A 24444-nucleotide genomic window follows, 5' to 3' on the forward strand; every position below is an offset into this window, starting at 1 on the left:
AAGAAGGCGGACGAGCCGTACGCGGGCCGCTCCGTTGACATCCCACCCGGGACGGGTGGGCTACTCGGTTGACATCCCACTGGGGACGGGTGGGCTACTCGGTATGGAGAGAAAGGCAACGTCAGCACCGGTCGCTCGCGATGCACCGATTGACGTGACGGGAAGGGCGATCACGACCGGAGCTGACCTACACGGCGCAACAGTCGTGAGGGTTCGTGGTGCAGGGGGACGGGAGCCACGCACGGTGGGAAGTCGGCGGGTTCGAAGGCGGACGAGCCATACGCGGGCCGCTCCGTTGACATCCCACCCGGGACGGGTGGGCTACTCGGATGACATCCCACCCGGGACGGGTGGGCTACTCGGTATGATGACCAGTCGGGGGGCCTCACCCGCAGCCGCAGTTGCCGCAGGCTTTGATTTCCTCGGTCATGAGGTCGATGTTAAGCCGTGCGATGATTTCGATGCCATCGGGTGATGACGTGACCGAATGGACGGCGCAGTAGTCGGTCGGGCGGCCGGTCGTATGTCCCAGAGCCGCCTGTAATGTCTTCTGGACGGCAAACAGGTGTTTTGCATACAGAAACTGCCAGGTCTGTGAGCGCGTGGGGAAATGCGGCAGGAGATCGTCCGGTGTGGCGGAGAGGATGTCATCGGCCCGCCGGTTTTTAATCCACTTTTTGAGAAGGGACGGCTTTCCGACGGCGCCGCTGCAGGAATCCTTGGCGATCGCATAGTAGGTGACGCGATCGTTCTGGTCGAGCACCAAGCGGATATTTTCGGACACATCGTGGCACGGCATACAATCAGGATAATATGCACCGGCCATTTATGTCAAGGTTTTGGCGGGTGCGGCCGGGGACGGATTTCGGTTGTCTGCGAGGGACTTGGCCGCTATATTCCCGGCTGAAGTTGGATTCCCCCGCCGCGGCGGGCGGGAATGGCACGGCTGCGGCGTGTCGTCAAAATGACAAGACTTCGTGCTGTTACAGTGAGATCGAGTGTCGCCGGCGGTCCGATGACGGTCCCGGCGTCAACAGAAAGGACAACCTGATGCTGGGATGGATGACTGAGCGCGTGCAACCGAACAAGTGGCCAATCGCGCCGCACGTACATTACCTCGAAGCTTCGATTATTCGTGAAATTCTCAAGTTTTCTTCACAGCCGGGGGTTATCTCGTTCGCGGGCGGATTGCCGGCGGCCGAGCTTTTTCCGATCGATCTGCTGAAAAAAGTGGCGGTCGACGTTCTCGACAATTTTGGCGCCAAGGCTGTGCAGTACACGCTCACGCGCGGCGTGCCTGAGCTGACCCGGCTGTTGGCTGAACGGGCGACTGAGGCCGGGACGCCAACGACGCCGGAGAATCTGCTGGTGACATCGGGCTCCCAGCAGGGGATCGAGCTTATTGCGCGGGCGTTTCTGGATCCGGGGGACTATGTCCTGACGGAAAACCCGACTTACGTGGGGGCGTTGCAGGCGTTCAACTACTACCAGGCGCGGTATGTCACGATCGAGATGGACGACAAGGGGATGGTTGTCGACAAGATCGAGGATCGCATAAAGCAGTACAATCCCAAGCTTATCTATACGGTATCGAATTTCCAGAACCCAACCGGGATCACGATGTCCGAGGACCGTCGGATTCGGCTGTGCGAACTGGCGGCGCGGTACAACATTCCGGTGGTTGACGACAATCCGTACGGGGATATCCGGTTTGCCGGCAAAAACCTGCCGTCGCTCAAGTCGCTCGGCGGCGACGAAGTCATCACTCTTCGCACGTTCTCGAAGACGCTGACACCGGGTCTTCGGATCGGCTGGATGAATGGTCCCAAATGGATCTTGACTCAGTTCGAGAAAGTGAAGCAGTGCGCGGACCTGCATACCAGTACGTTCGGTCAGTATGTGGTTTATGAGTTCCTCAGGCAGGGTCTGTTGGAGCCGCATATAGAGAAGATCAAGGTCTGTTATCGTGAGAAGCGGGATGTCATGGTCCGGACGATGGAGGAGACGTTCCCCAAAGGCATAACGTGGACGCGGCCGGACGGCGGGTTGTTTTTGTGGGTTCGGCTGCCGGAGCGGCTCTCCGCGAAGGTATTGTTCCCGAAGGCGGTGGAGCAGAAGGTTGCGTACGTTTACGGTCAGCCGTTTTTCCCGCATGGCGAGGGAGAAAACACGCTTCGGTTGAACTTCTCGACCGCCTCAAAGGACGATATCGTAGAAGGGACCAAGCGGCTGGCGCGTCTGTTCCACGAAGTAATGGATTGAGAGCTGGCGGAGGGATCAGAATACAAAGCCCGCTGATCGGCGGGCTTTTCTGTTGCCGACCGGAACGATGAGGTTTAATTGCGGGAATGCGAACGATCACCTTTCACAAGTACCACGCTCTCGAGAACGATTTCGCGGTGGTTGAGGCCGTTCGGCGGGGCACCAAAGCGGCGAATGCCACGATGGCGCGCTCGGTCTGCAATCGGAGGCGGGGGATAGGCGCCGACGGGGTGGTGCTGCTTTCGAAATCGTCCAAGGCGGACCGGCGGATTGACATTTACAATGCCGACGGTTCGTGGGCGGAGAAGTCCGGCAACGGGCTGCGGATCGCGGCCGTGCATCTCTGGTCGCAGGCGACGGGGCGGAGGGACTTCACGTTCGAGACGGCGACGAGTATCGACCGGGTTACGCTGGGGAAGCGGACGCGGGAGGGGCTGGTGGCCACCGCCGAACTGGGATGTCCGGAGTTTGCGGCAGAGCGGGTGCCGGTGCGGTCCAGGACCCCGTACGTGATAAACGCGCCGCTGAAGATCGGGCCGCAGGCGCTGCCGATGACGTGTTTGTCGGTCGGCAATCCGCACGCCGTGCTGGTTGTGAAGGATTTCGAGTTCGATTGGATGACGCTCGGCAGTGAGATCGAACATTCCGCCCTGTTTCCCAACGGTACAAACGTGGAGTTCGTGCGCCCCGTGAGTCGGCGGAGAATAGAGGTGGCGGAGTGGGAGCGCGGCGCCGGTGCGACGGGGTCATCGGGGACGGGGGCGGCGGCGGCGGTTTGCGCGATGGTCATGCTGGGGCTGGCGGAACGGGAATGTGAGGTCGTGTTTCGTCCGGGGTCGCTTTGGGTGCGATGGCGAACAGAAGACGACGTGGTGGAGTTGACCGGACCGGTGCAGTTTATCGGCAGCGGGTCGTGCGCCGTACGATGATGCCATGAGTGTGCGGCAGATCAGAGAATCGTCGAGTCCGCCCGAGGGGCCGGTCTCGGTGGTCGGCCGGGTGTATCGGTCGGCGGCCGACTATGTGGCCACCGTTCGATTGTTTTCGCGGAATGCCCGTTTGTATCTGGCCGGTCTGTGCCTGACCGCGATCAATTTCCACATATTCATGCTGCTGCTGAATTTGTACCTCAAGGAGTTCGGATTCGGGGAGGGGGAAATCGGCCTCGTCAATTCCTCGCGGTCGATCGGCATGACGGTGATGGCGATACCGGCGGGTTTGTTTCTGAGCCGGGTGCGGCTGAAACCGGTGCTGATAGTCGCAGTTCTGATTTTCGGCGCGCTCAGTGTCGCGTTGTCCACGGTGACGGAGTTTGGGCAGATCGTGTTTTTCGGGGTGCTGTCGGGGATGGCATTTTCGATTTTTCGCGTGTCCAGCGGCCCGTTTTTCATGCGCAATTCATCATCGAAGGAGCGGACGCACTTGTTTTCGTTTTCCTTCGCAATGTGGATACTGGCGGGGATGCTGGGATCGGTCGGGTCGGGTCAACTCGTAATCTGGATGACCGACCTGACGGGCGACGCGGTGCTCGGTTACCGATACACGCTTTATTTCGGGATCGGGCTGAGCATGTTGTCGCTGGCGCCGTTTGCGATGATACGCTCCGCGAGGCCATCGCCCGAGGAAAAGCGACCGGGAGTAAGCAGGGCGCAGCTTCGCGCCCGCTGGCCGTTTTACGCCAAGGTATTCGTGGTAAACTGCCTGGTCGGCATGGGGGCGGGGCTGTCGATCCCGTTTTTGAATCTCTATTTTCGAGACCGGTTCGGGCTTAATGCGGACACGATCGGAGCGTACTATTTCGCCGTGATGACATCGATGTTTATCGGTACGCTGGCGGGGCCGTTGATAGCCAAGAAGCTCGGCCTGGTGCGGACGGTTGTGGTCACGCAGCTGCTTTCGATACCGTTTTTGCTCGTGCTGGCGTACACACACAACCTGACGGCGGCGTTTGTCTCGTATGTAATCCGCGGGGGGCTCATGAATCTGGGCACGCCGATGTTCAACAACCTCTCCATGGAATTGTCGAGCACGGAGGAGCACTCCTTTGTCAATTCGCTGCTCATGGTGGCATGGACGTCGTCGTGGATGATCTCGACGGCAATCGGGGGTTCGATCATCGAGCACCAGGGGTACACGGTTTCGCTCAACGTTACAGTCGTGGCTTATGTCATCTCCACATTGGCGCTCTTTCTGTTTTTCAAGCGTTCCGAGCGGCGAAACAGCGGCTCCTCGGGTTGGCAGATTATCGACCCGACGCGCGCCTGACGGGCGCCTGGCGGTCCAAAGGGTAAGTTGAGCGCACCTTCCGGCATGCGAGGGTTCGATTTGGTGACGGCAGCCTCCCGAAAGTTGGAGTTGCATCGGGCAGGGGATTGGCTGATATTCCAAGCCCGGCAAGAAACGATTAAACAGCATATGAACACGGCTATGGAGACAAGGGATAAATACAGGGCGCATTTCTCGGATGTACTGGCGCGCGCTTTTCGGGAAACCTACCCGGAAGCATACGCGGCCACCGGTCCCGAGCAGATGTTTTCGGAGGACTTCCTGTACGAGGCGCTGGAGAAGCCGCGGGATGCGTCGATGGGCCGTTTCGCCCTGCCGATATTCAAGTTTCTGAAAGTGCTACGGCAGAAGCCGGACGAGGTATCGTCGGTCGTGTCTGGGGCCGCCAACCGGCTGTTGGCAGAGGCCGGGGTGAAGGCGATTACGTGCGAGGGGGTCGGTGGATATATCAACGCCCGGATCGACCAGACGAGGCTGGCGGCGGAGACGATAGGTGACATTCTTTCTGCGGGGAGGTCGTACGGGGGCAGTTCGATCGGCGCGGGCAAAACGCAACTGGTGGAGTATTCCTCGCCGAATATCGCCAAGCCGTTCGGCATAGGGCACCTTCGGACGACGGTGATCGGGAACTCGCTTCGTCGCATTTACAGGAAGCAGGGTTACGAGGTCGTCGGGATCAACTATCCGGGGGACTGGGGTACCCAGTTCGGGAAGATGATCGTGGCGTACCGGAGGTGGGGCACCGCTGAGACGCTGGCAGGAGACTCGGTCAGAAACCTCCTTGACCTTTATGTGCGATTTCATGAGGAGGCGGGGGCGAATGAGTCGCTCAACGAGGATGCCCGCCAGGCATTCCGGGCGCTGGAGGAAGGCGACGCGGAAGCGGTGCGGCTCTGGGAGGAGTTCAAGAAGATCTCGTTTGCGGAGTTCAACAGAGTCTACAGCAGTCTGGGGATCGAGTTCGATCTCGTGATCGGGGAGTCGTTTTTCAACGACAAGATGGAAGGGGTGATCGCACGACTCGAGCGGGCCGGGCTCACCAGAATGTCACAGGGGGCGTTGATCGTTGATTTGGAGCCGTACGGATTGCCGCCGGCACTGCTGAAGAAGGCCGACGGTGCGACGTTATATATGACGCGGGACCTGGCCGGGTTGATCTGGCGGTGGGAGAAGTATCACTTTCACGAATCGTTGTATGTCGTTGGGGCCGCGCAGGCTGATCATTTCAGGCAGGCATTAAAGGTGATCGCATTGCTGGAGGATGCCGAGGGTATGCCGTCGGAGGACCGCATGACCGGTCGGGTGCATCATATCGAGTTTGGGTGGGTCCGATTTGACGGGCGGTCGATGTCGACCCGGCGCGGCAACCTCGTCTTTCTCGATGATGTTATCGCCCAGGCGGTGTCGCTGGCTCGGGAGCGGATTCGGGAGAAGAACCCCGAACTGGCGGAGATTGACCGGACGGCGCAGATGATCGGTACGGGTGCAGTCATATTCGGGCAGCTGTCGGCCCGTCGGCAGCGCGATATCGATTTCAACTGGGATGAAGTGCTGAACTTTGAGGGGGAAACCGGGCCGTATCTCCAGTACACGCATGCGCGTTTGTGCTCGTTGCTGCGCAAGTACGGCAAGGAAGTACCGGATCAGATTGATTACAGCCTGCTCGGCAGTGACGAGGAGCAGCGGGTGATCGAACTGCTCGCCGATTTTCCGGCGGCCGTTGCGGATGCCGCCCGCACGTACGAGCCGTTTGTGATCACTACATACTTGTTGAAACTCGCCTCGTCGTACAATAAGGTATACCAGCGGCGGGACGAAAGCGGGCGTATCGTGCGGATTCTCGATGACGAGGATGGGCAGGGAACCACTGCCCGGGCGGCGCTGGTTACAGCGGTACAAACCGTGTTGAAGGAAGGACTTCACCTGCTTGGGTTGCAGGCTCCCGAGGAGATGTAGGCGATGTTGGTGGTGATGGACAAAGCGGCGACGCCGGAGATGATACAGCGCGTGCGCGACGAGATAGACCGGATGGGGCTGTCGGCACAGACGCTCACCGATCCACACCGGCTGGCATTCGGCATAACGGGTTATAACGGTGACACGTCGATCGAGCGGCTTCGCGCGCTGGACGGGGTGAGCGAAGTCATTCGGTTTGGCGAGCAGTTTACGCTGGCGAGTCGTGCAACGAAGGCTGAAGATACAATAGTCGAGGTCGACGGCGTGTCGATCGGCGGGGACAAGTTCCCGGTGCTGGCCGGCCCGTGCTCGATAGAGAGCCGGGACCAGGCGATGACGATTGCGGAGATTGTCGCGAAGGAAGGGGTGCGGATATTCCGGGGGGGGGCGTTCAAGCCTCGCACGTCGCCGTACAGTTTCCAGGGTCTCGGAGAGAAGGGGCTGGAGATTCTTCGCGAAGTGCGCGAGCAGTTCAAGCTGCGGATCGTGACGGAGGCGATGGATACCGAGACGATCGAGCTGGTCGCGGCGACGGCCGACATCATCCAGATCGGATCACGGAACATGCAGAACTACTCGTTATTGAGGAAGGCGGGGGCGCTTGGGAAGCCGGTTATGCTCAAGCGCGGAATGGCGGCGACTGTAAACGAGTTTTTGCTGGCGGCGGAGTACATACTCGCAGCCGGCAACCCGAATGTGATTTTGTGCGAGCGGGGCCTTCGGATAGTCGCAAACCGCACCGGCAACATGCTGGATCTGTCGTCAATCGTGGATATCCGGCGCGCCAGCCACCTTCCGATTCTGGCGGACCCATCGCACGCCTCGGAACAGCGTTACAAAGTAGCGCCGTTGTCGCGGGCCGCCATGGCGGTGGGCGCGCACGGGCTGCTTATCGAGGTACATCATCAGCCGGAGCTGGCGTTGTCGGACGGCCCGCAGGCGCTGACGCCGGATGACTTCCGTACGTTGATGGTGGAATTGCGCCGGATGTCGGTCGCCCTCAACAAAGAACTGCTATGATGAGGCGATTGAATCCAGCGAAGAAGATCGGCGGCGAATTGCGCGTCCCGGGCGACAAGTCGATCGCACAGCGAGCCGCGTTGGTTTCGATTCTCAGTTCCGGTCCCATAACGGCGAAGAATTTCCCCGACGGTCTCGATAGTCGCACGGCGCTCTCCGTGGCGAAGCAGTTTGGTGTGGAGGTTGTCGAGCGGGACGGGGCTGTCGTACTGACGCCTCCCGCACGGACTTCGATTTTGCCGGAAGCGATCGTGGATTGCGGCAATTCGGGGACGACGGCACGGCTGGTGGCAGGCATCGCAGCGGGGAGAGAGATCAGCGTCATCATCGCGGGAGACGAGTCTCTGTCCCGACGACCGATGAAGCGCGTTGTCGATCCGCTCCGCGCCATGGGCGCCGAGGTGATCGACAGCGAAGGGCATTTGCCGATGACCGTCCGTGGGCGGAAGCTTCTGCCGTTTGAGTACACGCTGCCGGTACCATCGGCGCAGGTCAAGTCATCGGTTCTGCTTGCGGGTTTGTCGGCGGGATGCTCGGTGACGATCCGAGAGATGATTCCAAGCCGCGACCACACGGAGTTGATGTTGCAGCATTTGCAGGCCGGTATACAGGTGAGGGAGATCAAGCCGATCGTGCAGGATGATCCCACGGATCCCCGGAAGCGGGTGCGAGTCATGCCGGCCGACCACAAGCGCGAGATTATCCTGCCGTCGAGCGCCCGGATCGACGGGGGGGAGATCGATATTCCAGGGGATTTTTCGACGGCCGCGTTCTTTTTCACGTTAGCGGCGATTTCGGGGGGCACGGTGACGGTACACGGGGTGGGGCTGAATCCCAGCAGGACAGCATTTCTGGACCACCTCAAGCATGTCGGCTGTGGCGTCAGCGTGAGCGATCGCACGGTCGTTTCCGGTGAGCCACGTGGCGCGGTTACGGTGACCGGCGGAACCCTCAAACCCCGGCGTGTGGCCGGGGATACGGTGGTCGGTCTGATTGACGAGATACCGTTGGTCGCGTTGATCGGCGCCCACGCCGAAGGGACGACAATCATTCGCGATGCGGCCGAGCTTCGGGTGAAGGAAACCGATCGGTTGCAGGCTATGGCGGACAACCTCGGGTTGATGGGCGTTTCGTGCGGTCTTCTCGATGACGGTCTGGCGATAGAAGGCAGGACCGAGCTCGGCGGCGCCGATTTTGGCACGTATGGCGATCACCGAATCGCGATGGCGTTCGCGATTGCATCGACGGTGGCGGTAGGACCATCAACACTTGACGACGACTCGTGTGTCGCCGTATCGTGCCCGTCGTTTTTTGAGCTGCTTGGGACCGTGACGTCATGACTGCGCCGATTCGCCTTGCTTTGGTCGGCCGCACAATTTCTTACTCCAAGTCTCCGGACATCTTCCGCGCCGTTTTCGATGCCTGCGGCGTTGGGGGGAGTTTTGAACTCGTGGATGTCGAGGAGTCTGAGCTGGAGTCGTCGATTCGTTCGCTGCGACAGGGGGGATATGCGGGCTTTTCGGTTACGATTCCGTACAAGGAGTGTGTGGCGCCACTGCTGGACGAGTGCAGCCGTACGGTTCAGATCGTGGGAGCGGTCAATTGTGTTGCAATAGACTCATCGGGCAGGCTGACCGGGCACAATACGGATTGCTACGGGTTTGGGCTGGCTTTGCTCGGGGTGCGGGACAGGATTGAAGGCGGACACGCGGCCATTATGGGGTATGGAGGGTCCGCTCGCGCGGTGGCGTTCAGTCTGGTAACGACGTTTGGGACAAATCAGATTACTGTCGTGGGCCGCGACGAATCAGGCATGGCGGATTTTGCGCGATGGCTGCAGAAGACTGCCCCGGGCGTGACGGTGGGAACGGCGGCTTTGGACTCGTTCAAAGGGTCGGCAGCGGGTGATGTATCGATTCTGGTCAACTGCACGCCGATGGGCGGGTTCAACTCACCGGATCAGATTCCGGTCGGCGCTACGTTTGACTGGCGGCAGGTGGGGGTGTATTATGATCTCAACTACAATCACGACAACCGGGCGCTTGCGGCGGCCCGCGACGCGAATGTGATCGCGATCGACGGCACGATGATGCTTGTCGGCCAGGCGGTCCGGGCGTTCGAGATATGGACGGGGCTGGCGGTATCGGCCGAAACGATCCATGCGCGGGTGTTCTGATTCTCGTGGTCCTTTCGGGAAGTTGGTCAGAGAATGTCGATGCGGGTGACAATCACGCTGGTGGGGTTTTCGGGTTGCGGAAAGAGCACGCTTGGCGCGCTGCTCGCACGGAAGAAGCGGGCGCCGTTTTTCGATACCGACGTGCTGGTTGCACAGCGGGCCGGAAGGGCGATTCCGGAGATACTTCGGCAGGGTCGCGAGCGCAGGTTTCGTCAGCTCGAGTGGGAAGTAATCAGGAATTTATACCGCACGACGGTGTCGCCCAAAGTAGTGGCGCTTGGCGGGGGGGCGTTTGTCGAGGAGAGGAATCGACGGGTGGTGTGTGAGGCCGGACCGGTTGTGTATTTGAGTTGTTCGGTTCGGGAGTTGTATCGCCGTTTGCGACATGCGACCGACCGCCCGCTCCTTGCAAGCGTCGCGGATGGACGCGGTGCAAAAAGCGAGCTACTTTCTCGGATCAGCGGAATGCTGGCGGCGCGGCGGGCTGCATACGAACGGGCAGATTACCGTTTGTCGGTGACGGCCCGGTCGGTGCGGGAGAGTCTGGAAGAATTGATGCGGATAGTGGAGGAAATACATGCCAACTGTGCGCGTTGATCTCGGCACGCGTGCGTACCCGGTGGTGATTGGACCGGGCGTAACGGGACGGCTTGAGTCACTGCTCGAGAAACAGGCAGGGGGAGTGGGCCGAGTGTTCGTGTTCTTCGACGCGCAGGTGTATGCTCTTCACGGCGGGGAAGTGATGCGGTGTCTTGGTCCGTTTGCGCGGAAGGCGTCGGTTATGGCCCTGCCCGGAGGCGAACGGACGAAAACGGTGCGCACGGTGGGTCGGGTGCATGATTATCTTCTGGCCGAGCAGGTATCGCGGAACGACTTCATTCTGGCGTGCGGGGGCGGGGTGTTGTCCGACGTGGTTGGATACGCGGCCTCGACGGTTTTACGGGGGGTCCGCTGGGGCGTGATCTCCACGACGTTGCTCGGGATGGTCGATGCGGCGATCGGCGGCAAGACCGGTGTCAATCATCCTCGGGGCAAAAATCTGGTGGGAGCCTTCTGGCAGCCGTCGTTTGTCGTGTGTGATACGTTTCACCTGCACACACTTCCGGCACGCGAGCGCGTGGCGGGTATGGGGGAAATAGTCAAGTATGCGGGATTGACGGGGGGGACGATGTTGACGCGTCTGGAGCAGCGCGAACCAGGGGAGTGGCTGGAGATCCCTCGGGCATTAACGGGGGTGATCGAACAGTCGGTACGCTGCAAGGCGACTGTCGTCGGGGCGGACGAGACGGAGCAGGGCCGCCGCATGTTGCTCAATCTGGGGCATACGTTTGCGCATGGAATAGAGCGGGCGGCGGGTTACGGGCGGCTTCTTCACGGCGAGGCGGTGCTCGTGGGCCTTTTGGCGGCGTGTGAGTTGTCGGTTCGGGCAGGCGTATCATCGGAACGGAAGCTGAGTCGATACTGCTCAATTCTCGAGCAGTATATCCGACGTATACCGTACAGGCGGCTCGAGGCGGAGGCCGTGTGGGAGGGTATGACATGGGACAAGAAGCGGCGAGGCGGGCGACTTCGTTTTGTGTTGCTTTCGGCCCCGGGTCGGCCGTTATTTGCCGATGCCGTCAACTCCGCCGAGGCGCGCCGCGCGCTGCAAGCAGCGATACGATACTACGATCACACAGGAGGATCTCATGCCGCGAGTACTCGTGGTGAACGGACCGAATCTCAATATGGTCGGAACACGCGAACCCGATAAGTACGGCACGACGGCTGTCGAGGAATTAAACAAGCGGCTGTCGTCGCTTGCCGACGACCTCAAAGTCGAGTTGCGGTTCTTTCAGTCGAACCATGAGGGAGCGCTGATCGATTTCATACAGGCCGAGGGGCCGGGCGCGTCGGGCATGATTTTGAATGCGGGAGCACTCAGTCATTACAGTTATGCCCTTCGGGACGCGATCAGCGCCGTGGGCGTGCCAACGGCGGAAGTTCACATGACAAATGTCGCGTCGCGCGAGGAGTTTCGGCATCGTTCGGTACTGACACCGGTGTGTGTGGGACAGATTTCGGGTTTCGGCTATTATGGATATGCCATGGCACTCTCCTATTTCGCCGATCTTCCGGGGGGTGAATCATAATGAATCGTTTGATGATGATCCGGGGAGTCGCGGCGATAGTGTTCTGTATCGCCTTCGGTACCAGCATGACCGCCGTGGCGCAGGAAACGGAGCTTCTTGGGACTCTCGAAGGAAAGCTGAAGTGGCTCGAGTACCGGCTGACGATGGAGCGGTGGGACCGGGCGGTGGGCGGGAGCGCCGATTCGCTGGGGTTTTTCGAGGAGTTGTTCGGTTACACGCTCGCCGATGCGGCGATCCGGCCGATGATTCAGAAGATCGAAAGCGGGACGTACGACGAGGAGGCTCGACGGAAAGCCCGCATTATCGAAGATTTGTCGATGCGCTATGTGGTCGACGGCCATCAGCCGGTTTCCGGACTGCTGGACTCGCTGCGCACGATGACGGGGACGCAGACAGGTTATCTGTTCGAGGGTGAAGACTACGCCAAGACGGAACTCGAGGCGGTGGTGGCGGCCGATCCGGACCGTTCACGCCGGGAACAGGCGTGGCGGCTTCTTCGGTCGGGGCAGGACCTGGCTGACCCGATGGCGAGGCTGTTCCGGCTGCGGAATCAGCAGGCCCGTCGAGAAGGATTCAACAGCTTTTTCAGCATGATCATGAGTTCGCGCGCGTATTCGCTCGATGAATATCGGTCGTTGCTGCAGAGGGTGGATTCCGGTACGCGTGAGGCTTACCAGTCGCTGCTGACCAGACTGAAGACGCGGCTCAGGGTTGATGTCGTCGAGCCGTGGGATTTGGAGTATGCCTATCGTGACGTGCTGGCGGGGATCGATATTCGGCTGATTTCGGATACGATAGTTCCGCTGGCGAAGGCGACGTTCGATTCTATCGGGGTCGATGCGGATGAGTTGCCGATCTATTACGCTTTCAGAGATACGACTCTCGCGCCGGTCGAGTTCGATTACTACCCGGTGAGGCCGCCGCATGACCTTCGGATAGCCGGATCGATAACGGGGGGGCACAGTAATCTGAAGATGCTGCTCGCGTCACTCGGTCAGGCGATGTACGGTTGTCACATTCACCAGGAGCAGGCGCTGTTCAGCAGGCCGCTGCAGGGGGCGTTCGGGCAGTCAATCGGGGCTTTCTTTCGCATGATCGCAGACGATCCACGGTGGCTGTCTGAGTTTGCGGCTCTTCCGGAGCAGGTGACCGCGGATTTCGTTTCGGCCCGCCGCGATCTTGCACTCATTGAGTTACGATTTCTTCTGCTCTGGCAGTATTTTGAGATGGAGGCGTACGGCGACGGATCACGCGACTTGAACAAGCTTTTCTGGGAGCTCTACGAGAAGCACCTGCTCATGCCCCGGCACGAAGAGATTGCACCGTGGGCGGCGGAGACTGATTTCGCGCTGTGGCCGGGGAGGCATCGGGATCGTCTGGTGGGCCGTCTGATCGCAGCCCAGACCTGGAACTATATCGAGAGAGTCAACGGCAGCGTAATCGACAACCGTGACACGCGGTCGTTTTTGATACAGAATTACTTCCGGTTCGGGCGCCTTTATGCGTGGCCGGAACTGGTGAAGCGAGGGACGGGCGAGGCGCTCAATCCCGCCTATTACATCGCGTACCTCGGATTGTAGCCGGCATTGCGGAAATTGGCGCCGCTCGGCGTTAAAATCACTTGAAACGTGCATGCCGGCGGCGTACCATGCCGTCCACTGGAATGTCGGTGGGTTGGTATGGAAACGGTGGACAGAACTCCCTACTCGAAGCAGATCACGTCGGGTCCGATCGTCCGGACGGTTTTTTCTCTGGCGGTGCCGGTAGTCGCCGGCATGCTCATGGAGTTCGCGCTTACGGTCACGGATTTTTTCTGGGTGGGAAGGCTCGGGGCGACGGCTCAAGACGCGATTACGTCCTCGATGGTCGTGCAGTGGACGGTGTTTGGATTTCTTTCGATCATCAGTATCGGACTGACGGCGCTGGTCTCCCGGTCGGTGGGGGCGGGCGACTATGACCGGGTACGGTTCTACATTCGCCAGGGGCTCTGGCTGGCGGTGGTTCTCGGACTGGTCATTACGGCGGTCGGATTTGCGGCTACCCCGCCGTTGCTTCGCATGATGAAGACCAGTGATAATACGCTGGTCCACGCGATTCCCTATCTTCGCATCTTCTTCCTGACGACGGTGCTGTTCGCCCTCGTTGAGACGCACTACGCGATATTTCGATCTTCCGGCGACACGCGGACACCCATGAAAGTTGCGGTTGTGGCCATTGTGGTGAACATGGTGCTTGATCCGCTGCTGATTCTCGGAATCGGCCCGTTTCCGGAGCTGGGGGTTGCGGGTGCGGCGATTGCGACATTCGTGGCGGTCGGTGTTGCGGTGGCGGTCATCGGTTCGCAGATGCTCCGCGGGCGGCTGGGATATCGGGTCAGCGCTCCGTTTCCAAGGCGGCCGGATTTCGCAGCGCTCGGGAGAATCATGCGGATCGGAGCGCCGATATCGACACAGCAGGTTACGTTTGTTGTCGTCTACTGGTTTCTGATCGCGATCGTGCATGAATTTGGGGAAGAGGCCGGCGCAGCGATGGGGATCGGCAACCGTATGGAGTCGTTCTCGTATTTGACCTGTTTCGGTTTTTCGGTAGCGGCATCGGCAATGGTCGGCCAGAATCTTGGAGCGGGTCGCCCGGATCGCGCGGCGCGCTCGGCGTGGATGGCGACGGGGCTGGCGATCGCGCTGACGCTGTCCATATCGGTACTCTTTTTGACGATCCCGTATCAGATAGTTTCCATCTTTTCCGACAACGAGCAGGTCAGGCTGATGGCCGCCGATTACCTGTTTATCCTGGGTCTTTCGCAGTTTACGATGGCATTGGAAATCGTCCTCGAGGGGGCGTTTGCCGGGGCCGGTGATACGGTGCCGCCCATGGTAGTGATGATACCGGGGGCGGTCGCCCGAATTCCGCTGGCCTATTACCTCGCCTTTACGCTGGACTGGGGAGTGAACGGCGTGTGGTGGACGCTGACGATTACAACTTCGGTGAAATCACTCGTACTGGCGTACTGGTTCACGCGGGGCAAGTGGAAGACCAAGGCGGTCTGAATCCTTGTTGACCCTCTCGAACGCGCCCCGTTAATTTGCTACAATGGAGCCCATTGGACTTATTGTCGCGCTCAATGGCCAGCGGCACCCTGCGCCGTTCGGCCATCCCGAGTCGGTCGAACGATTGCAGCCGGCGGCCGACTCACTGCGGCGACAGGAGGAGTTGCTTCCGCTTTCTATCACACCGCATGAGACTTCGGTGATCGATGCGGTGCACGGCTCCGATTTCCTGCAGCGGCTTCGGCGTTTTGCCGAGCAGGGTGGAGGGGATTACGACGCCGACACCTATGTGCAGCCGGGGTCATGGTCTGCAGCACTCGAAGCCTCGGACGCCCTGTTGAGCGCTGTCGACGCGGCGTTCGGCGGCGGACCCAGGAAGTCCATGGTGATCGCCCGGCCACCCGGACATCACGCCGAGACGGCGCGCGCGATGGGTTTCTGTCTTATCAACCAGGTGGCGGTGGCGGCGCGATACGCGATCGATCACTGCCATGCCGAGCGAGTCGCAATCGTGGATTTTGATGTTCATCACGGCAACGGGACGCAGGAGATTTTTTACGAAGAGCCCGACGTGATGTACATCTCCAGCCATCAGTTTCCATTCTACCCTGGTACGGGTTGCGCGGAGGAGGCGGGCCGGGGCCGGGGAGAGGGGTACACGCGCAATTTTCCGCTTCGGGCCGGGGCGGGTGATTCCGAGGCACGATCGCTGTACGAGACGCAGGTCTGTCCCCTTCTCGAGCAGTTCCGGCCCGATGTGATTTTGGTGTCGGCGGGCTTTGACGGGCACCGCGACGACCCGTTGGCGGGACTCGAGTTTATCGAGGAAACATACAATCATCTTGGCTCGCTCCTGGCGGGGTGTGCCGGAACACGGTGCGCGGGCAGGCTGATTTCCTATGTGGAGGGCGGTTACAATCCGGTCGCGATGCGCGACAGCATTTTATCATACGTGAGAGGACTACAGCAACAATGAAGAGTCGAATCGTGCGTTTCCAGCACGGCTCGGACGCTGCGGCGTACGGCCGAATCGAGAACGATCAGATTGTACACCTGGATGCGGCACCGTGGGACGGTGGTCGCGAGACCTCTGAGAGAGTCCGTACAGGGGACGTGCGGCTTCTTGCTCCGGTCGAACCGAGCAAGATCGTGTGTATCGGATTGAACTATCACGCGCATGTGAAAGCGTCGTATTCCGCGGACGAGGCACCGGAGCGACCACTGATTTTTCTCAAACCACCGTCGGCGATCATAGCGCATGCCGAGAGAATCGTGCACCCCACGGTTTCACAGCGAGTGGATTACGAAGCGGAGCTGGGAGTAGTAATCGGCCGGCGGGCGAAGGATGTCGCGGAAGCGGACGCCGATGATTACATATTCGGTTGCACGTGCGTTAATGACGTGACGGCGCGGGACCTCCAGAAGCCAGACGGTCAGTGGTCCCGTGCGAAAGGGTTCGACACGTTTTGTCCGATCGGACCGTGGATCGTGGAGGGTTTCGACTATGGCGACGTGCTCGTTGAGGGGATCCACAACGGGGAGGTCAAGCAGTCGGGGCGGACATCGCAGATGATCTTCAACGTACCGTTTTTGGTTTCGTACATTTCCTCGATCATGACGCTGATGCCCGGCGACATTATCTCGACCGGGACGCCGTCGGGCATAGCTCCCATGAAATCGGGCGACACGATTGTGGTGCGTGTGGAGGGGCTGGGAAGCCTTGAAAACAGTATGGCATAGCGTGCTTACGGCGCTGCTGGTATGCGGGTCAGCCGCAGCATTCGAGAATCTCGCGGTAACGGCAACGCTCGATGTCGACAGCAGCCGAGTGACGGGCGTTATGTACGCCGACCGGGTTGAATTGCCGGCCGGCGACAGTATCCTCCACTTGCGTCTATATGCGAACCTGGCCTGCGGCGGGAGCGGGGATTCGGCATCTTCGACGGCGTGCGGGATCAGCATCGACAGCCTGATGGTGGAAGGGCACGAGTATTCGCACCTGATGGAGTATCATCCGGCGGGACTTTCGGTTGTGCTGCGTCGGGAAGACAGGCGGGAAACGGTACGGCTTCGAGTGGTTTTCCGGGTGGGGATTCCGTTCGGGGGACTCCGGTTGGGGCGTGATTCCGACCGCTTTCGGCTGGAGTGCTGGCTGCCGGTGCCTGCGCCTCGGTCGGCCCGGGGGTGGTTGATCGAAGACTATGCGGGCGGGCTGGGGGAGCCCGTCGGTGATCTGTTCAACTACCGGGCCGAGATTACGTACCCTGATACTCTTCAGTTGATTGCGCCGGGCGTCGTTTCGAAATCATCGATGGGTGGAACTACTGTGGCTGCAATCGAGATGGACAGTTCTTGTGATATTCCGCTCTATTTCTCAAGCGGATATCGAGAGGACTCGTCACGTGTGGCCGGGACCAGTCGCAGGATATACTATCGGTCCGAGGATGCGTTTGCGGTGGACTCGATCGCCGGCTGGGTCGACTATACGCTGGAGTATATGTCCCGCGAAGTGATGCAGTATCCATTTGAGGAATTCGTGGTCGTAGTTGGGGCGTTCGATTTTTCGGGTGCGCTCGAACTGCCGCGTATGATCTGGATCCCGTCGTTTTCCGGCGGGGTCGTGACCGGCTGGCCGCGCGTCACGGTGATTCACGAGGTGATTCACCAGTGGTTTTACGGGATCGTGGCGAGCAACCAGGCGAGTCATCCGTGGCTCGATGAATCGGTCACGCAGTATTTCGCGATGAGGATTAACGAGGCGATTGGCGGCGAGAGGGGAGATCTCGTGGATTACTTCGGGGTGCAAGGCGATTACCGGACGGTACTTCGGATGCAATCGAAGGCGGTGTTCGACTACGCGCGCATCGACCTCGCGTCGTCGGCCTATAAGCGGGACACCTATTTCGGGTCCGTTTACTGGAAGGGCAGTCAGGTGATGGCGACGCTGACAGGTCTGATGGGGGAGGAGGGGGAGCGGTCATTCTGGCGGGAGTATGCGGGGGCACATGCATATGCGCGGCCGACACCGGAGGATTTTTTTCGCATGGCCGAACGGTACATGCCTTCGGCGGATACCGGGCTGGCCGAGCGGGTGATCGGAGTGATGGTTGAACCTGACTACGCGATACTGGAGATTGCTGTAGAACCAGCAGCCCAGGTCCTTGCGGACAGCGGGTTGTCCCCGGCGCCGTTGCTACGGAGCAGGGTGGAGTACGCCGTGCATCATCCGCTCAGGTCGCAGGTGCGGATGCAGCTGGTGATGGATGATGGATCCATGGTTGACACGGTGGTATCGTCCCAGCCGGGCAGACACGAGGTGATTATCGAGCGAGGCGATCAGTATGTGCAACGGGCGGTCATTGATCCGGACACGGCTATCGTGATAGACCGGGACCTGACGAACAACTCGCTGTCGATTTCGCGCGAGAATTTCGGCGGATTGCGGCTCTGGTCCGGGTTGACGTTTTTGGTCGAGTCCCTGTTTTCGTATGTCTGGGGTTGGTGAATATGGCGACGGTTGCGGCGGGTTGGGCCAATTTTCGAGAGCACGGACGACTGTGGCCGGCGTTGTACGCGGTCAAACTGATTCTCTCGCTTCTGTTCACGGCGCCGGTGTGGCTGGTGTTCGGCTACGGGCTGGAGCATTCCCGGGCGGGGACGCTGATCGAGCAGTCGTGGTCGCTGGATGTGATCGTAGAAATGATTGCGGCCCGGGACGGAGCGGCGGTGGCGTTTCTGGTGACTCTGGGGTCGTTTGTCGTTGCAGGATTTCTGATCCGTCAATTTCTCAACGGGGGGCTGTATGCGGTCTACCTGAAGGGGGCGGACGACCGGCGAGAGGGATTCTGGCGCGACTCAGGGGCAGGGTTTTTCAGTCATCTCGCCATCAGCGGAGTGATGTTACCGGTGTACCTGGTGCTCGTGTTTGTCGGGCATGCGGTTTCGGCGGTTGTTCCGGGCCGGCTTTTCGGATATTTTGGCAGCGAGTATCTGGCGTCGTCGGGGCTGCGGCTCGTGATTGTCGGGGCGTTCGTGCTTTTGGGGGTGGTGTTTTCGGAGGCGCTACGGTATCGACGGGCGGCCTGTCCCGGTGAGCCCTTTGGGGCTCTCGTGTCCGGGGCAGTCGACTTTGTTCGTTCGCGCGGTGTAAGAATGTATGGATATTATCTGTTGTTTTTCGTCCCGTTTGTGATCGTGTGGTTGGCGATGGAGGCCGGATCGCTGGGTGTTACCGGTGGCCTGCCGGGGCTCGGTGGAGTGCTGTTGGAGGCGGTGTTGTTTCAGATCAGTGCGTTTGTTCGGACCGGGCAGTCGCTGTTGTTCACGGCTACGATCGGCCGGCTGTTCCGTGTCACGTATCCGGACCTGTTCGCTTCGGCGCAGATGGAGTTGAGCCTTGACTGAACGCCTGTATTATACGGATCCGGCGCTGGCCGAGTTCGACGCGACGATCACGGCGTGCGGGACTGAGGGGGGCCGGGTCTGGGTGGAGTTGGATCGCACGGCGTTTTATCCCGAATCCGGTGGACAAATGGCCGATCGCGGTGAGATCAACGGGGAGGCGGTGGTGGACGTGGTGGAGAGTGAAACCGGGGAAATACGCCACATTTTGCGGGAGTCGGTCGGCGAGACGGGCGGTATCGTGACGGGTCGGATTGACGTCGAGCGGCGCTGGCGGCATCGCCAGCAGCATACCGCACAGCACATGATAAGCGCGCTGTTCGAGCGGATGTTCGGTTATGCGACGGTTTCCGTCCATCTTGGTGAAGACTATGGTGCGGTCGAGCTTGATACACCGTCGATTTCGGCGGAGGACCGTGACCGCGTGGAGCAGGAAGTGAATCGCCTGGTCCGCGCCAACGAGACGATCGAGATCATGATGGTCTCGGACGCGCAGGCATCGGAGCTTCCCTTGCGAAAGGCGCCGGAGCGCAGCGGCGTGATTCGCGTTATACGAGTCGGCGATCTTGACTGGTCCGCGTGCGGCGGTACGCATTGCGGGACGACCGCGGAAGTGGGAATAGTCAAGTTGGTCGGCACGGAGAAGCTGCGCGGTCACGTGCTTGTCAGGTTTCTGGCCGGGGTTCAGGCGTTGGCCGATTATCGGCGGCGATTCGATGTGACGGAGAAGGTATCCGGGATGATGACCTGCGGAGTTTCCGATCTGCCGTCCAACACGGAGAAACTGCTGACGGAGAACCGGGACTTGAAACGCCGCCTCACGCTTTTGCAGCGGCAGTTGTTGCCGGTGAAAGCCGCCGAGCTCGTATCGCGGCAGTTCATGCACGCGGAGACGCCGATTGTGGTGGAAGAGATTGTCGATGTAGACAGCTCATTGGCGTCGGCATTGGCCGGCGAAGTTGCCGGCGAGATCGGCGGCGTAGTCGCGTTGGTTGTCGACGGGCGGATGGTGCTTGCGGTGGGAGAGCATTCGGGTCGGCACGCGGGCCGGCTGGCGCAGGCGATCTGTGCCAAGACGGGTCTTCGCGGCGGCGGCGGAGTATCGGCCGCTCAGATCGGAGGCGTGGATTCAGCGACGTTGGAGAAATGCCGGGCGGCATTTCTGGAGGCCCTCGAGAATGGGTGATGGGCGCCGGGTATACGGGCTGTTGCTTGTCGCTCTGGTGGTCGTACTGGCGGGAGCGGTGCACGGGCAGTCATCGCGTTTTTTCCTGCAGCATGCCGACCATCTCGAAATCGTATTCAATCCGGAAACGCACTATGTTTCAGGAAACGTCATATTCGAGACGGGTACGGGGGTCATCTATTGTGATTCGGCAGTATGGCGCAAGGGGCACAGCGTCAAGCTGCGCGGCAACGTCATAATCGACGAGCAGGATTACCATTTGGTGGCCGATTCGGTTTCGTACAATCTGTCGACGCGCGAAGCGCTCGCACGGGGTTCGTATGTGGAGTTGTGGTCGCTTCGGGACTCGTTGTTTGCGACGGGTCGGCACGCCTATTTCGATCGTGAGGGTGATTACTATCGGATGGAAGAACGCCCGACCATGCTGCTCAACTACCCGGACACGGCGGCAATGATCGAGGTGGTAGCCGACCGGATAGATTATGACACGCGTACGCAGACGGCGCAGGCCAGCGGCGAGGTGTCGATTACGGCGCAGGATATGAGCACCACCTCGGGGTGCGCCATTTTCGACCGCCGGGAGATGGTGCTCGATCTCTTTGATACGCCGGTGGCCCGCCGGCGGGAGTCGGTCATTTCGGGGTCGCTTATTTCGTTCGACATGTTCGCGAACGTGCTGCGACAGATCGACGTGGTAGACTCCGCGCGGGGAGATTTCAAGGAGCCGCTGTCCGACGACAGCTCGCTATTCGACCAGTCGATTCTCACCGGGCGACGGTTGATTATCGACTTCGCGGGCGGAGAGATCGACAAGGTGACCTGCTGGGGGCAGGCGTATTCGTGGTATTACCCGTCGGCGCGAGGCAAGCCGGAGCTCACCGAGAACAGCGTATCGGGCGATACGATCTACTTCACCACAAAAAACGAACGGTTGAGCAGGGTGGAGGTGATCGGCGGTGCGGTGGGGTCATATCTCAGCAGCACGATCGTCCAGACCGATTCGAGCACATCGACGGCGACCGACACGATAGATTACAACGCTTCGTACATTCGGTACAATCTCGACGACTCCGTCATCACGCTGCTGCATACCTCGCACGTGACCTCGGGCGACGTCACACTCGACGCTCACCAGATCGATTTCTTCACCGATCAGCGGGTGATTCGGGCGTACTCGGCCGATGTCGTGTCCGACTCCGTTCGTGATGCGTACAGCCTGATTGCCACGCTGCAGCCAAACCCTATACCGGTGATTTTGAAAGACGGCGAGGAGGAGATCTTCGGGGACTTCCTGGAATACTCAATCGATACCGAAAAGGGGCGGATCGTCCGGTCCAAGTCCGACTACGAGACGGGTTTTTATTATGGCAATCGTGTGTTCCGGTCGACGAAAGACGTTTTTTATGTGGAGGACGGGCGGTATACGACGTGTGACGCGGAGGAGCCTCACTTTCATTTCTACTCCAAGAACATGAAACTGATGGAGGACGACAAGCTGATCGCGCGGCCGGTCGTTTTCTATCTGGGGCGGCTTCCGCTTCTCGCGCTGCCGTATTACGTCTTTCCGCTGAAGAAGGGGAGGCACTCGGGATTTCTGCCGTTTACGTTCGGCAATTTCGAGCGGGGCGAGCGATATGTACGGAATGTCGGGTACTACTGGGCGGCGTCGGAATACTGGGACTGGCAGGGGGCAATAGACTATTTCGAGCGCGACCGAACAATCAATCTGTTCAGCAAGCTGACGTGGAACAAGCGATATATGTTCAACGGGAATGCGACGTTGAATTACGCGAGGGAGACCGACTATTCACGCAGTACGACGCAGGAATTCAATCGCACGCGGTGGGCGCTGAAGGGAGCGCACAACCACGAGATCTCGCCGTCGTTTAGAATCGCCGCGAGCGGCGAGTACCAGTCCGACGCGACGTATTACAACGACTTTTCAACCGATCTGGAAGACCGCCTGAATCGCAATACGCGTTCGGAGGTCAATTTCACCAAGCGGTTCGGCCCGCGCGTTTCGATATCCGGTAAGGCATCGCACGATGTCGATCTCGATGAAGAGTCGCGGGTGGACCAGCTTCCGACGGCGAGCGTGACACTGCCGTCATGGAACCCTTTCGGCCAGGGAATGAAAGACGCCTCCGGCCAGCTACAGCGGTCGTGGTATAATGAGATTGTCGTGACGTATCGCCCGGACTTTGTCAACTACTCGAGCCGTATAACGGTCGACTCGATCAAAAACCCGGTGTATGACGTGGTCGTGACTCCCCCGGATACGGTTTTCGACACAACGGTGGTAGACGACACGACGATCGTGATTGACACGACCGTGACACCCGGCGGCGTTGATTCCACCCTGCTGTCGCAGGATACGTTGTCTTACCGAAGCCGCAAGCAGTACAGCCGAATGAACCACACCATATCGGTCAGCGCACCGCAGAGGCTGCTGTCGCATGTTATTTTCAACCCGAGCATCAACTATCGTGAAACGTGGTTTAATTTGTACGAGACGGATCAGCTTCGGGCGGCGGGGCTCGATGCCGCGCAGTATCGCACCTACCAATACAGCTTCTCTGCAAACATGAATACCAAGGTGTACGGGACGGTGTACCCCAACGTGGCGGGGCTGATGGGTCTTCGGCAGGTGATCAGCCCCGGGCTGACGTATTCGTACACGCCGGAAGTGAATCTCCATCCGAAGGTGCGAAGCTATGCGGGCGGGGGAGCGGGAAGTGCGTCCACCAGTTCGGTGCTTTCGTTCAGCGTGAACCACCTGTACCAGGCCAAAGTCGCAAGCGGGGAAGCGGAACGTAATCTCGAACTGGTATCGATCACGCACGGGTTCAGCTATAATATCGAGAGACCTGAACGCCCGTTCTCGGATCTGAGCACGAGCTTCCAATCATCGGTGCTGCCCAATATCAATTTCTACGGGAATCTTCGCCACTCGCTGTACAGGCCGGGTACCGACGACCTGGACTTCTTCTCTCCGTACCTGCAGTCGTTTGATTTCAGCGCTTCAATGACGCTGGCAGGGCAATCTTCGCTGTTTGATCCCCCGGAGCGTTCGGCGCTGCCGGCAGGTGCAGATTCGGCATCGCAGCTGGCGCCGTCGCCGGCGGCAGGGTCGGTGGGGGGATCGCGGGGATGGAATCTGTCGGTGGCCTATACGTTTTCGGAGTCGGGGTATCACGGCGGCAACTACAACAAGCAAGCGTTTCTTCGGTTCAATCTTCGTTTCAACCTGACGCCGACGACGGCGGTGGATTACTCACACTACTACGACTTTGGGCGGTCGCGGACAGTCAACAGCCAGGTGAGTATCGTCAAGAATCTGCATTGTTGGACGGGGACGTTTTTCTGGGTACCGGTCGGGTCCAACCGGGGATACGGGTTCCGGCTGTATGTGACTGCGCTGCCGTCAATTAAGATCGAGAATTCGGAAAGTCCGCTGTCCAGTTCGTACTTTCAGCAGTTTCGTTGAGGACGTTTCGGGCAACGGCAAAAGGCCGTCAAATCAACGTTTTTCGGCAATGCGACCTGCTTTTTAGTTGACAGTGGGGAGCCAGAGGCGGTTTTTCCGCACGTTAACGCTACAGAAGTCCAGTTGTAACCTATAACCTTCATACAGAAAGAGTGGGGGATAACCCATGACGAAAGAAGATATGATCGCCCTGATGGCCGAGCAGTCGGGCATCAGCAAGAAGCAGGCAACTCAGGCACTTGAAGCCTTCATGGACGGGGTGACCAGCCAGTTGAAGAGCGGGCAGAAGGTCAGTTTTTCCGGATTCGGGACGTTTGCGGTATCGGCGCGTAAGGCGCGCACGGGCCGCAACCCGCAGACCGGGGCAACGATTGACATCCCGGCCATGCAGGTCCCGGTTTTCAAGGCAGGCAAGAACCTGAAAGACGCCGTGCGCAAGTAGGGCGGGGTCTGGTATTGACGAGGCAGGGGCTGGCCCCTGCCTCTCTTTT

At 59.8% G+C, this 24444-nt stretch carries 20 protein-coding genes; 19 read left to right on the top strand and 1 reads right to left on the bottom strand.

Going from position 1 to position 24444, the window contains the following annotated elements; genetic code table 11:
* Positions 1 to 385 precede the first annotated feature (385 nt).
* On the bottom strand, positions 386 to 784 hold the full coding sequence (locus RBT76_03560) for a hypothetical protein (GenBank protein MDX9856845.1): 399 nt from the start codon (positions 782 to 784) through the stop codon (positions 386 to 388).
* A 266-nt stretch (positions 785 to 1050) separates the two neighbouring features.
* Between RBT76_03560 and RBT76_03565 the strand changes: the two genes are divergently transcribed.
* From RBT76_03565 to RBT76_03655, 19 genes are all read left to right on the top strand, one after another.
* A complete protein-coding gene (locus tag RBT76_03565) occupies positions 1051 to 2262 on the top strand; it encodes a PLP-dependent aminotransferase family protein (GenBank protein ID MDX9856846.1) in 1212 nt (403 codons plus the stop codon).
* A gap of 86 nt (positions 2263 to 2348) precedes the next feature.
* Complete coding sequence (dapF, locus tag RBT76_03570; GenBank protein MDX9856847.1) at positions 2349 to 3191, top strand: diaminopimelate epimerase; 843 nt, start codon at positions 2349 to 2351, stop codon at positions 3189 to 3191.
* A gap of 4 nt (positions 3192 to 3195) precedes the next feature.
* On the top strand, positions 3196 to 4527 hold the full coding sequence (locus tag RBT76_03575; GenBank protein MDX9856848.1) for an MFS transporter: 1332 nt from the start codon (positions 3196 to 3198) through the stop codon (positions 4525 to 4527).
* 162 nt (positions 4528 to 4689) lie between these two features.
* Positions 4690 to 6504 carry an arginine--tRNA ligase gene (gene argS, locus RBT76_03580; GenBank protein MDX9856849.1) on the top strand — a complete coding sequence of 605 codons (1815 nt, stop codon included), beginning with the start codon at positions 4690 to 4692 and terminating at the stop codon, positions 6502 to 6504.
* Between the two features lie 3 nt (positions 6505 to 6507).
* Positions 6508 to 7524 (top strand): 3-deoxy-7-phosphoheptulonate synthase, encoded by a 1017-nt coding sequence (gene aroF / locus RBT76_03585; protein MDX9856850.1) that lies wholly within the window; start codon positions 6508 to 6510, stop codon positions 7522 to 7524.
* The gene (aroA, locus tag RBT76_03590; protein ID MDX9856851.1) at positions 7521 to 8864 is read left to right on the top strand and encodes a 3-phosphoshikimate 1-carboxyvinyltransferase; all 1344 of its coding nucleotides are present in this window, start codon (positions 7521 to 7523) and stop codon (positions 8862 to 8864) included. Before aroF ends, aroA begins: the two co-directional genes overlap by 4 nt.
* The gene (locus tag RBT76_03595) at positions 8861 to 9700 is read left to right on the top strand and encodes a shikimate dehydrogenase (protein ID MDX9856852.1); all 840 of its coding nucleotides are present in this window, start codon (positions 8861 to 8863) and stop codon (positions 9698 to 9700) included. Before aroA ends, RBT76_03595 begins: the two co-directional genes overlap by 4 nt.
* Positions 9701 to 9739: 39 nt before the next feature.
* On the top strand, positions 9740 to 10297 hold the full coding sequence (locus RBT76_03600; GenBank protein ID MDX9856853.1) for a shikimate kinase: 558 nt from the start codon (positions 9740 to 9742) through the stop codon (positions 10295 to 10297).
* On the top strand, positions 10278 to 11453 hold the full coding sequence (gene aroB / locus RBT76_03605; GenBank protein MDX9856854.1) for a 3-dehydroquinate synthase: 1176 nt from the start codon (positions 10278 to 10280) through the stop codon (positions 11451 to 11453). Before RBT76_03600 ends, aroB begins: the two co-directional genes overlap by 20 nt.
* On the top strand, positions 11389 to 11832 hold the full coding sequence (gene aroQ, locus RBT76_03610) for a type II 3-dehydroquinate dehydratase (GenBank protein MDX9856855.1): 444 nt from the start codon (positions 11389 to 11391) through the stop codon (positions 11830 to 11832). The genes aroB and aroQ overlap by 65 nt, the downstream gene beginning before the upstream one ends.
* Positions 11832 to 13412: a M3 family metallopeptidase gene (locus RBT76_03615; GenBank protein ID MDX9856856.1), complete on the top strand. Its 1581-nt coding sequence runs from the start codon at positions 11832 to 11834 to the stop codon at positions 13410 to 13412. Before aroQ ends, RBT76_03615 begins: the two co-directional genes overlap by 1 nt.
* A gap of 99 nt (positions 13413 to 13511) precedes the next feature.
* The gene (locus RBT76_03620; protein ID MDX9856857.1) at positions 13512 to 14879 is read left to right on the top strand and encodes an MATE family efflux transporter; all 1368 of its coding nucleotides are present in this window, start codon (positions 13512 to 13514) and stop codon (positions 14877 to 14879) included.
* 43 nt (positions 14880 to 14922) lie between these two features.
* On the top strand, positions 14923 to 15855 hold the full coding sequence (locus tag RBT76_03625; protein ID MDX9856858.1) for a histone deacetylase: 933 nt from the start codon (positions 14923 to 14925) through the stop codon (positions 15853 to 15855).
* On the top strand, positions 15852 to 16619 hold the full coding sequence (locus RBT76_03630; protein MDX9856859.1) for a fumarylacetoacetate hydrolase family protein: 768 nt from the start codon (positions 15852 to 15854) through the stop codon (positions 16617 to 16619). The genes RBT76_03625 and RBT76_03630 overlap by 4 nt, the downstream gene beginning before the upstream one ends.
* Positions 16600 to 18384, top strand: a complete 1785-nt coding sequence (locus tag RBT76_03635; protein MDX9856860.1) for a M1 family aminopeptidase — start codon at positions 16600 to 16602, stop codon at positions 18382 to 18384. Before RBT76_03630 ends, RBT76_03635 begins: the two co-directional genes overlap by 20 nt.
* Before the next feature lie 2 nt (positions 18385 to 18386).
* The gene (locus tag RBT76_03640; protein ID MDX9856861.1) at positions 18387 to 19283 is read left to right on the top strand and encodes a hypothetical protein; all 897 of its coding nucleotides are present in this window, start codon (positions 18387 to 18389) and stop codon (positions 19281 to 19283) included.
* On the top strand, positions 19276 to 20466 hold the full coding sequence (locus RBT76_03645; protein ID MDX9856862.1) for an alanine--tRNA ligase-related protein: 1191 nt from the start codon (positions 19276 to 19278) through the stop codon (positions 20464 to 20466). Before RBT76_03640 ends, RBT76_03645 begins: the two co-directional genes overlap by 8 nt.
* On the top strand, positions 20459 to 23953 hold the full coding sequence (locus RBT76_03650; GenBank protein MDX9856863.1) for a putative LPS assembly protein LptD: 3495 nt from the start codon (positions 20459 to 20461) through the stop codon (positions 23951 to 23953). Before RBT76_03645 ends, RBT76_03650 begins: the two co-directional genes overlap by 8 nt.
* Before the next feature lie 166 nt (positions 23954 to 24119).
* Positions 24120 to 24395 carry an HU family DNA-binding protein gene (locus RBT76_03655; GenBank protein MDX9856864.1) on the top strand — a complete coding sequence of 92 codons (276 nt, stop codon included), beginning with the start codon at positions 24120 to 24122 and terminating at the stop codon, positions 24393 to 24395.
* Positions 24396 to 24444 lie beyond the last annotated feature (49 nt).

It is taken from the genome of Candidatus Zixiibacteriota bacterium, from assembly GCA_034003725.1.
GTDB lineage: Bacteria > Zixibacteria > MSB-5A5 > GN15 > FEB-12 > WJMS01.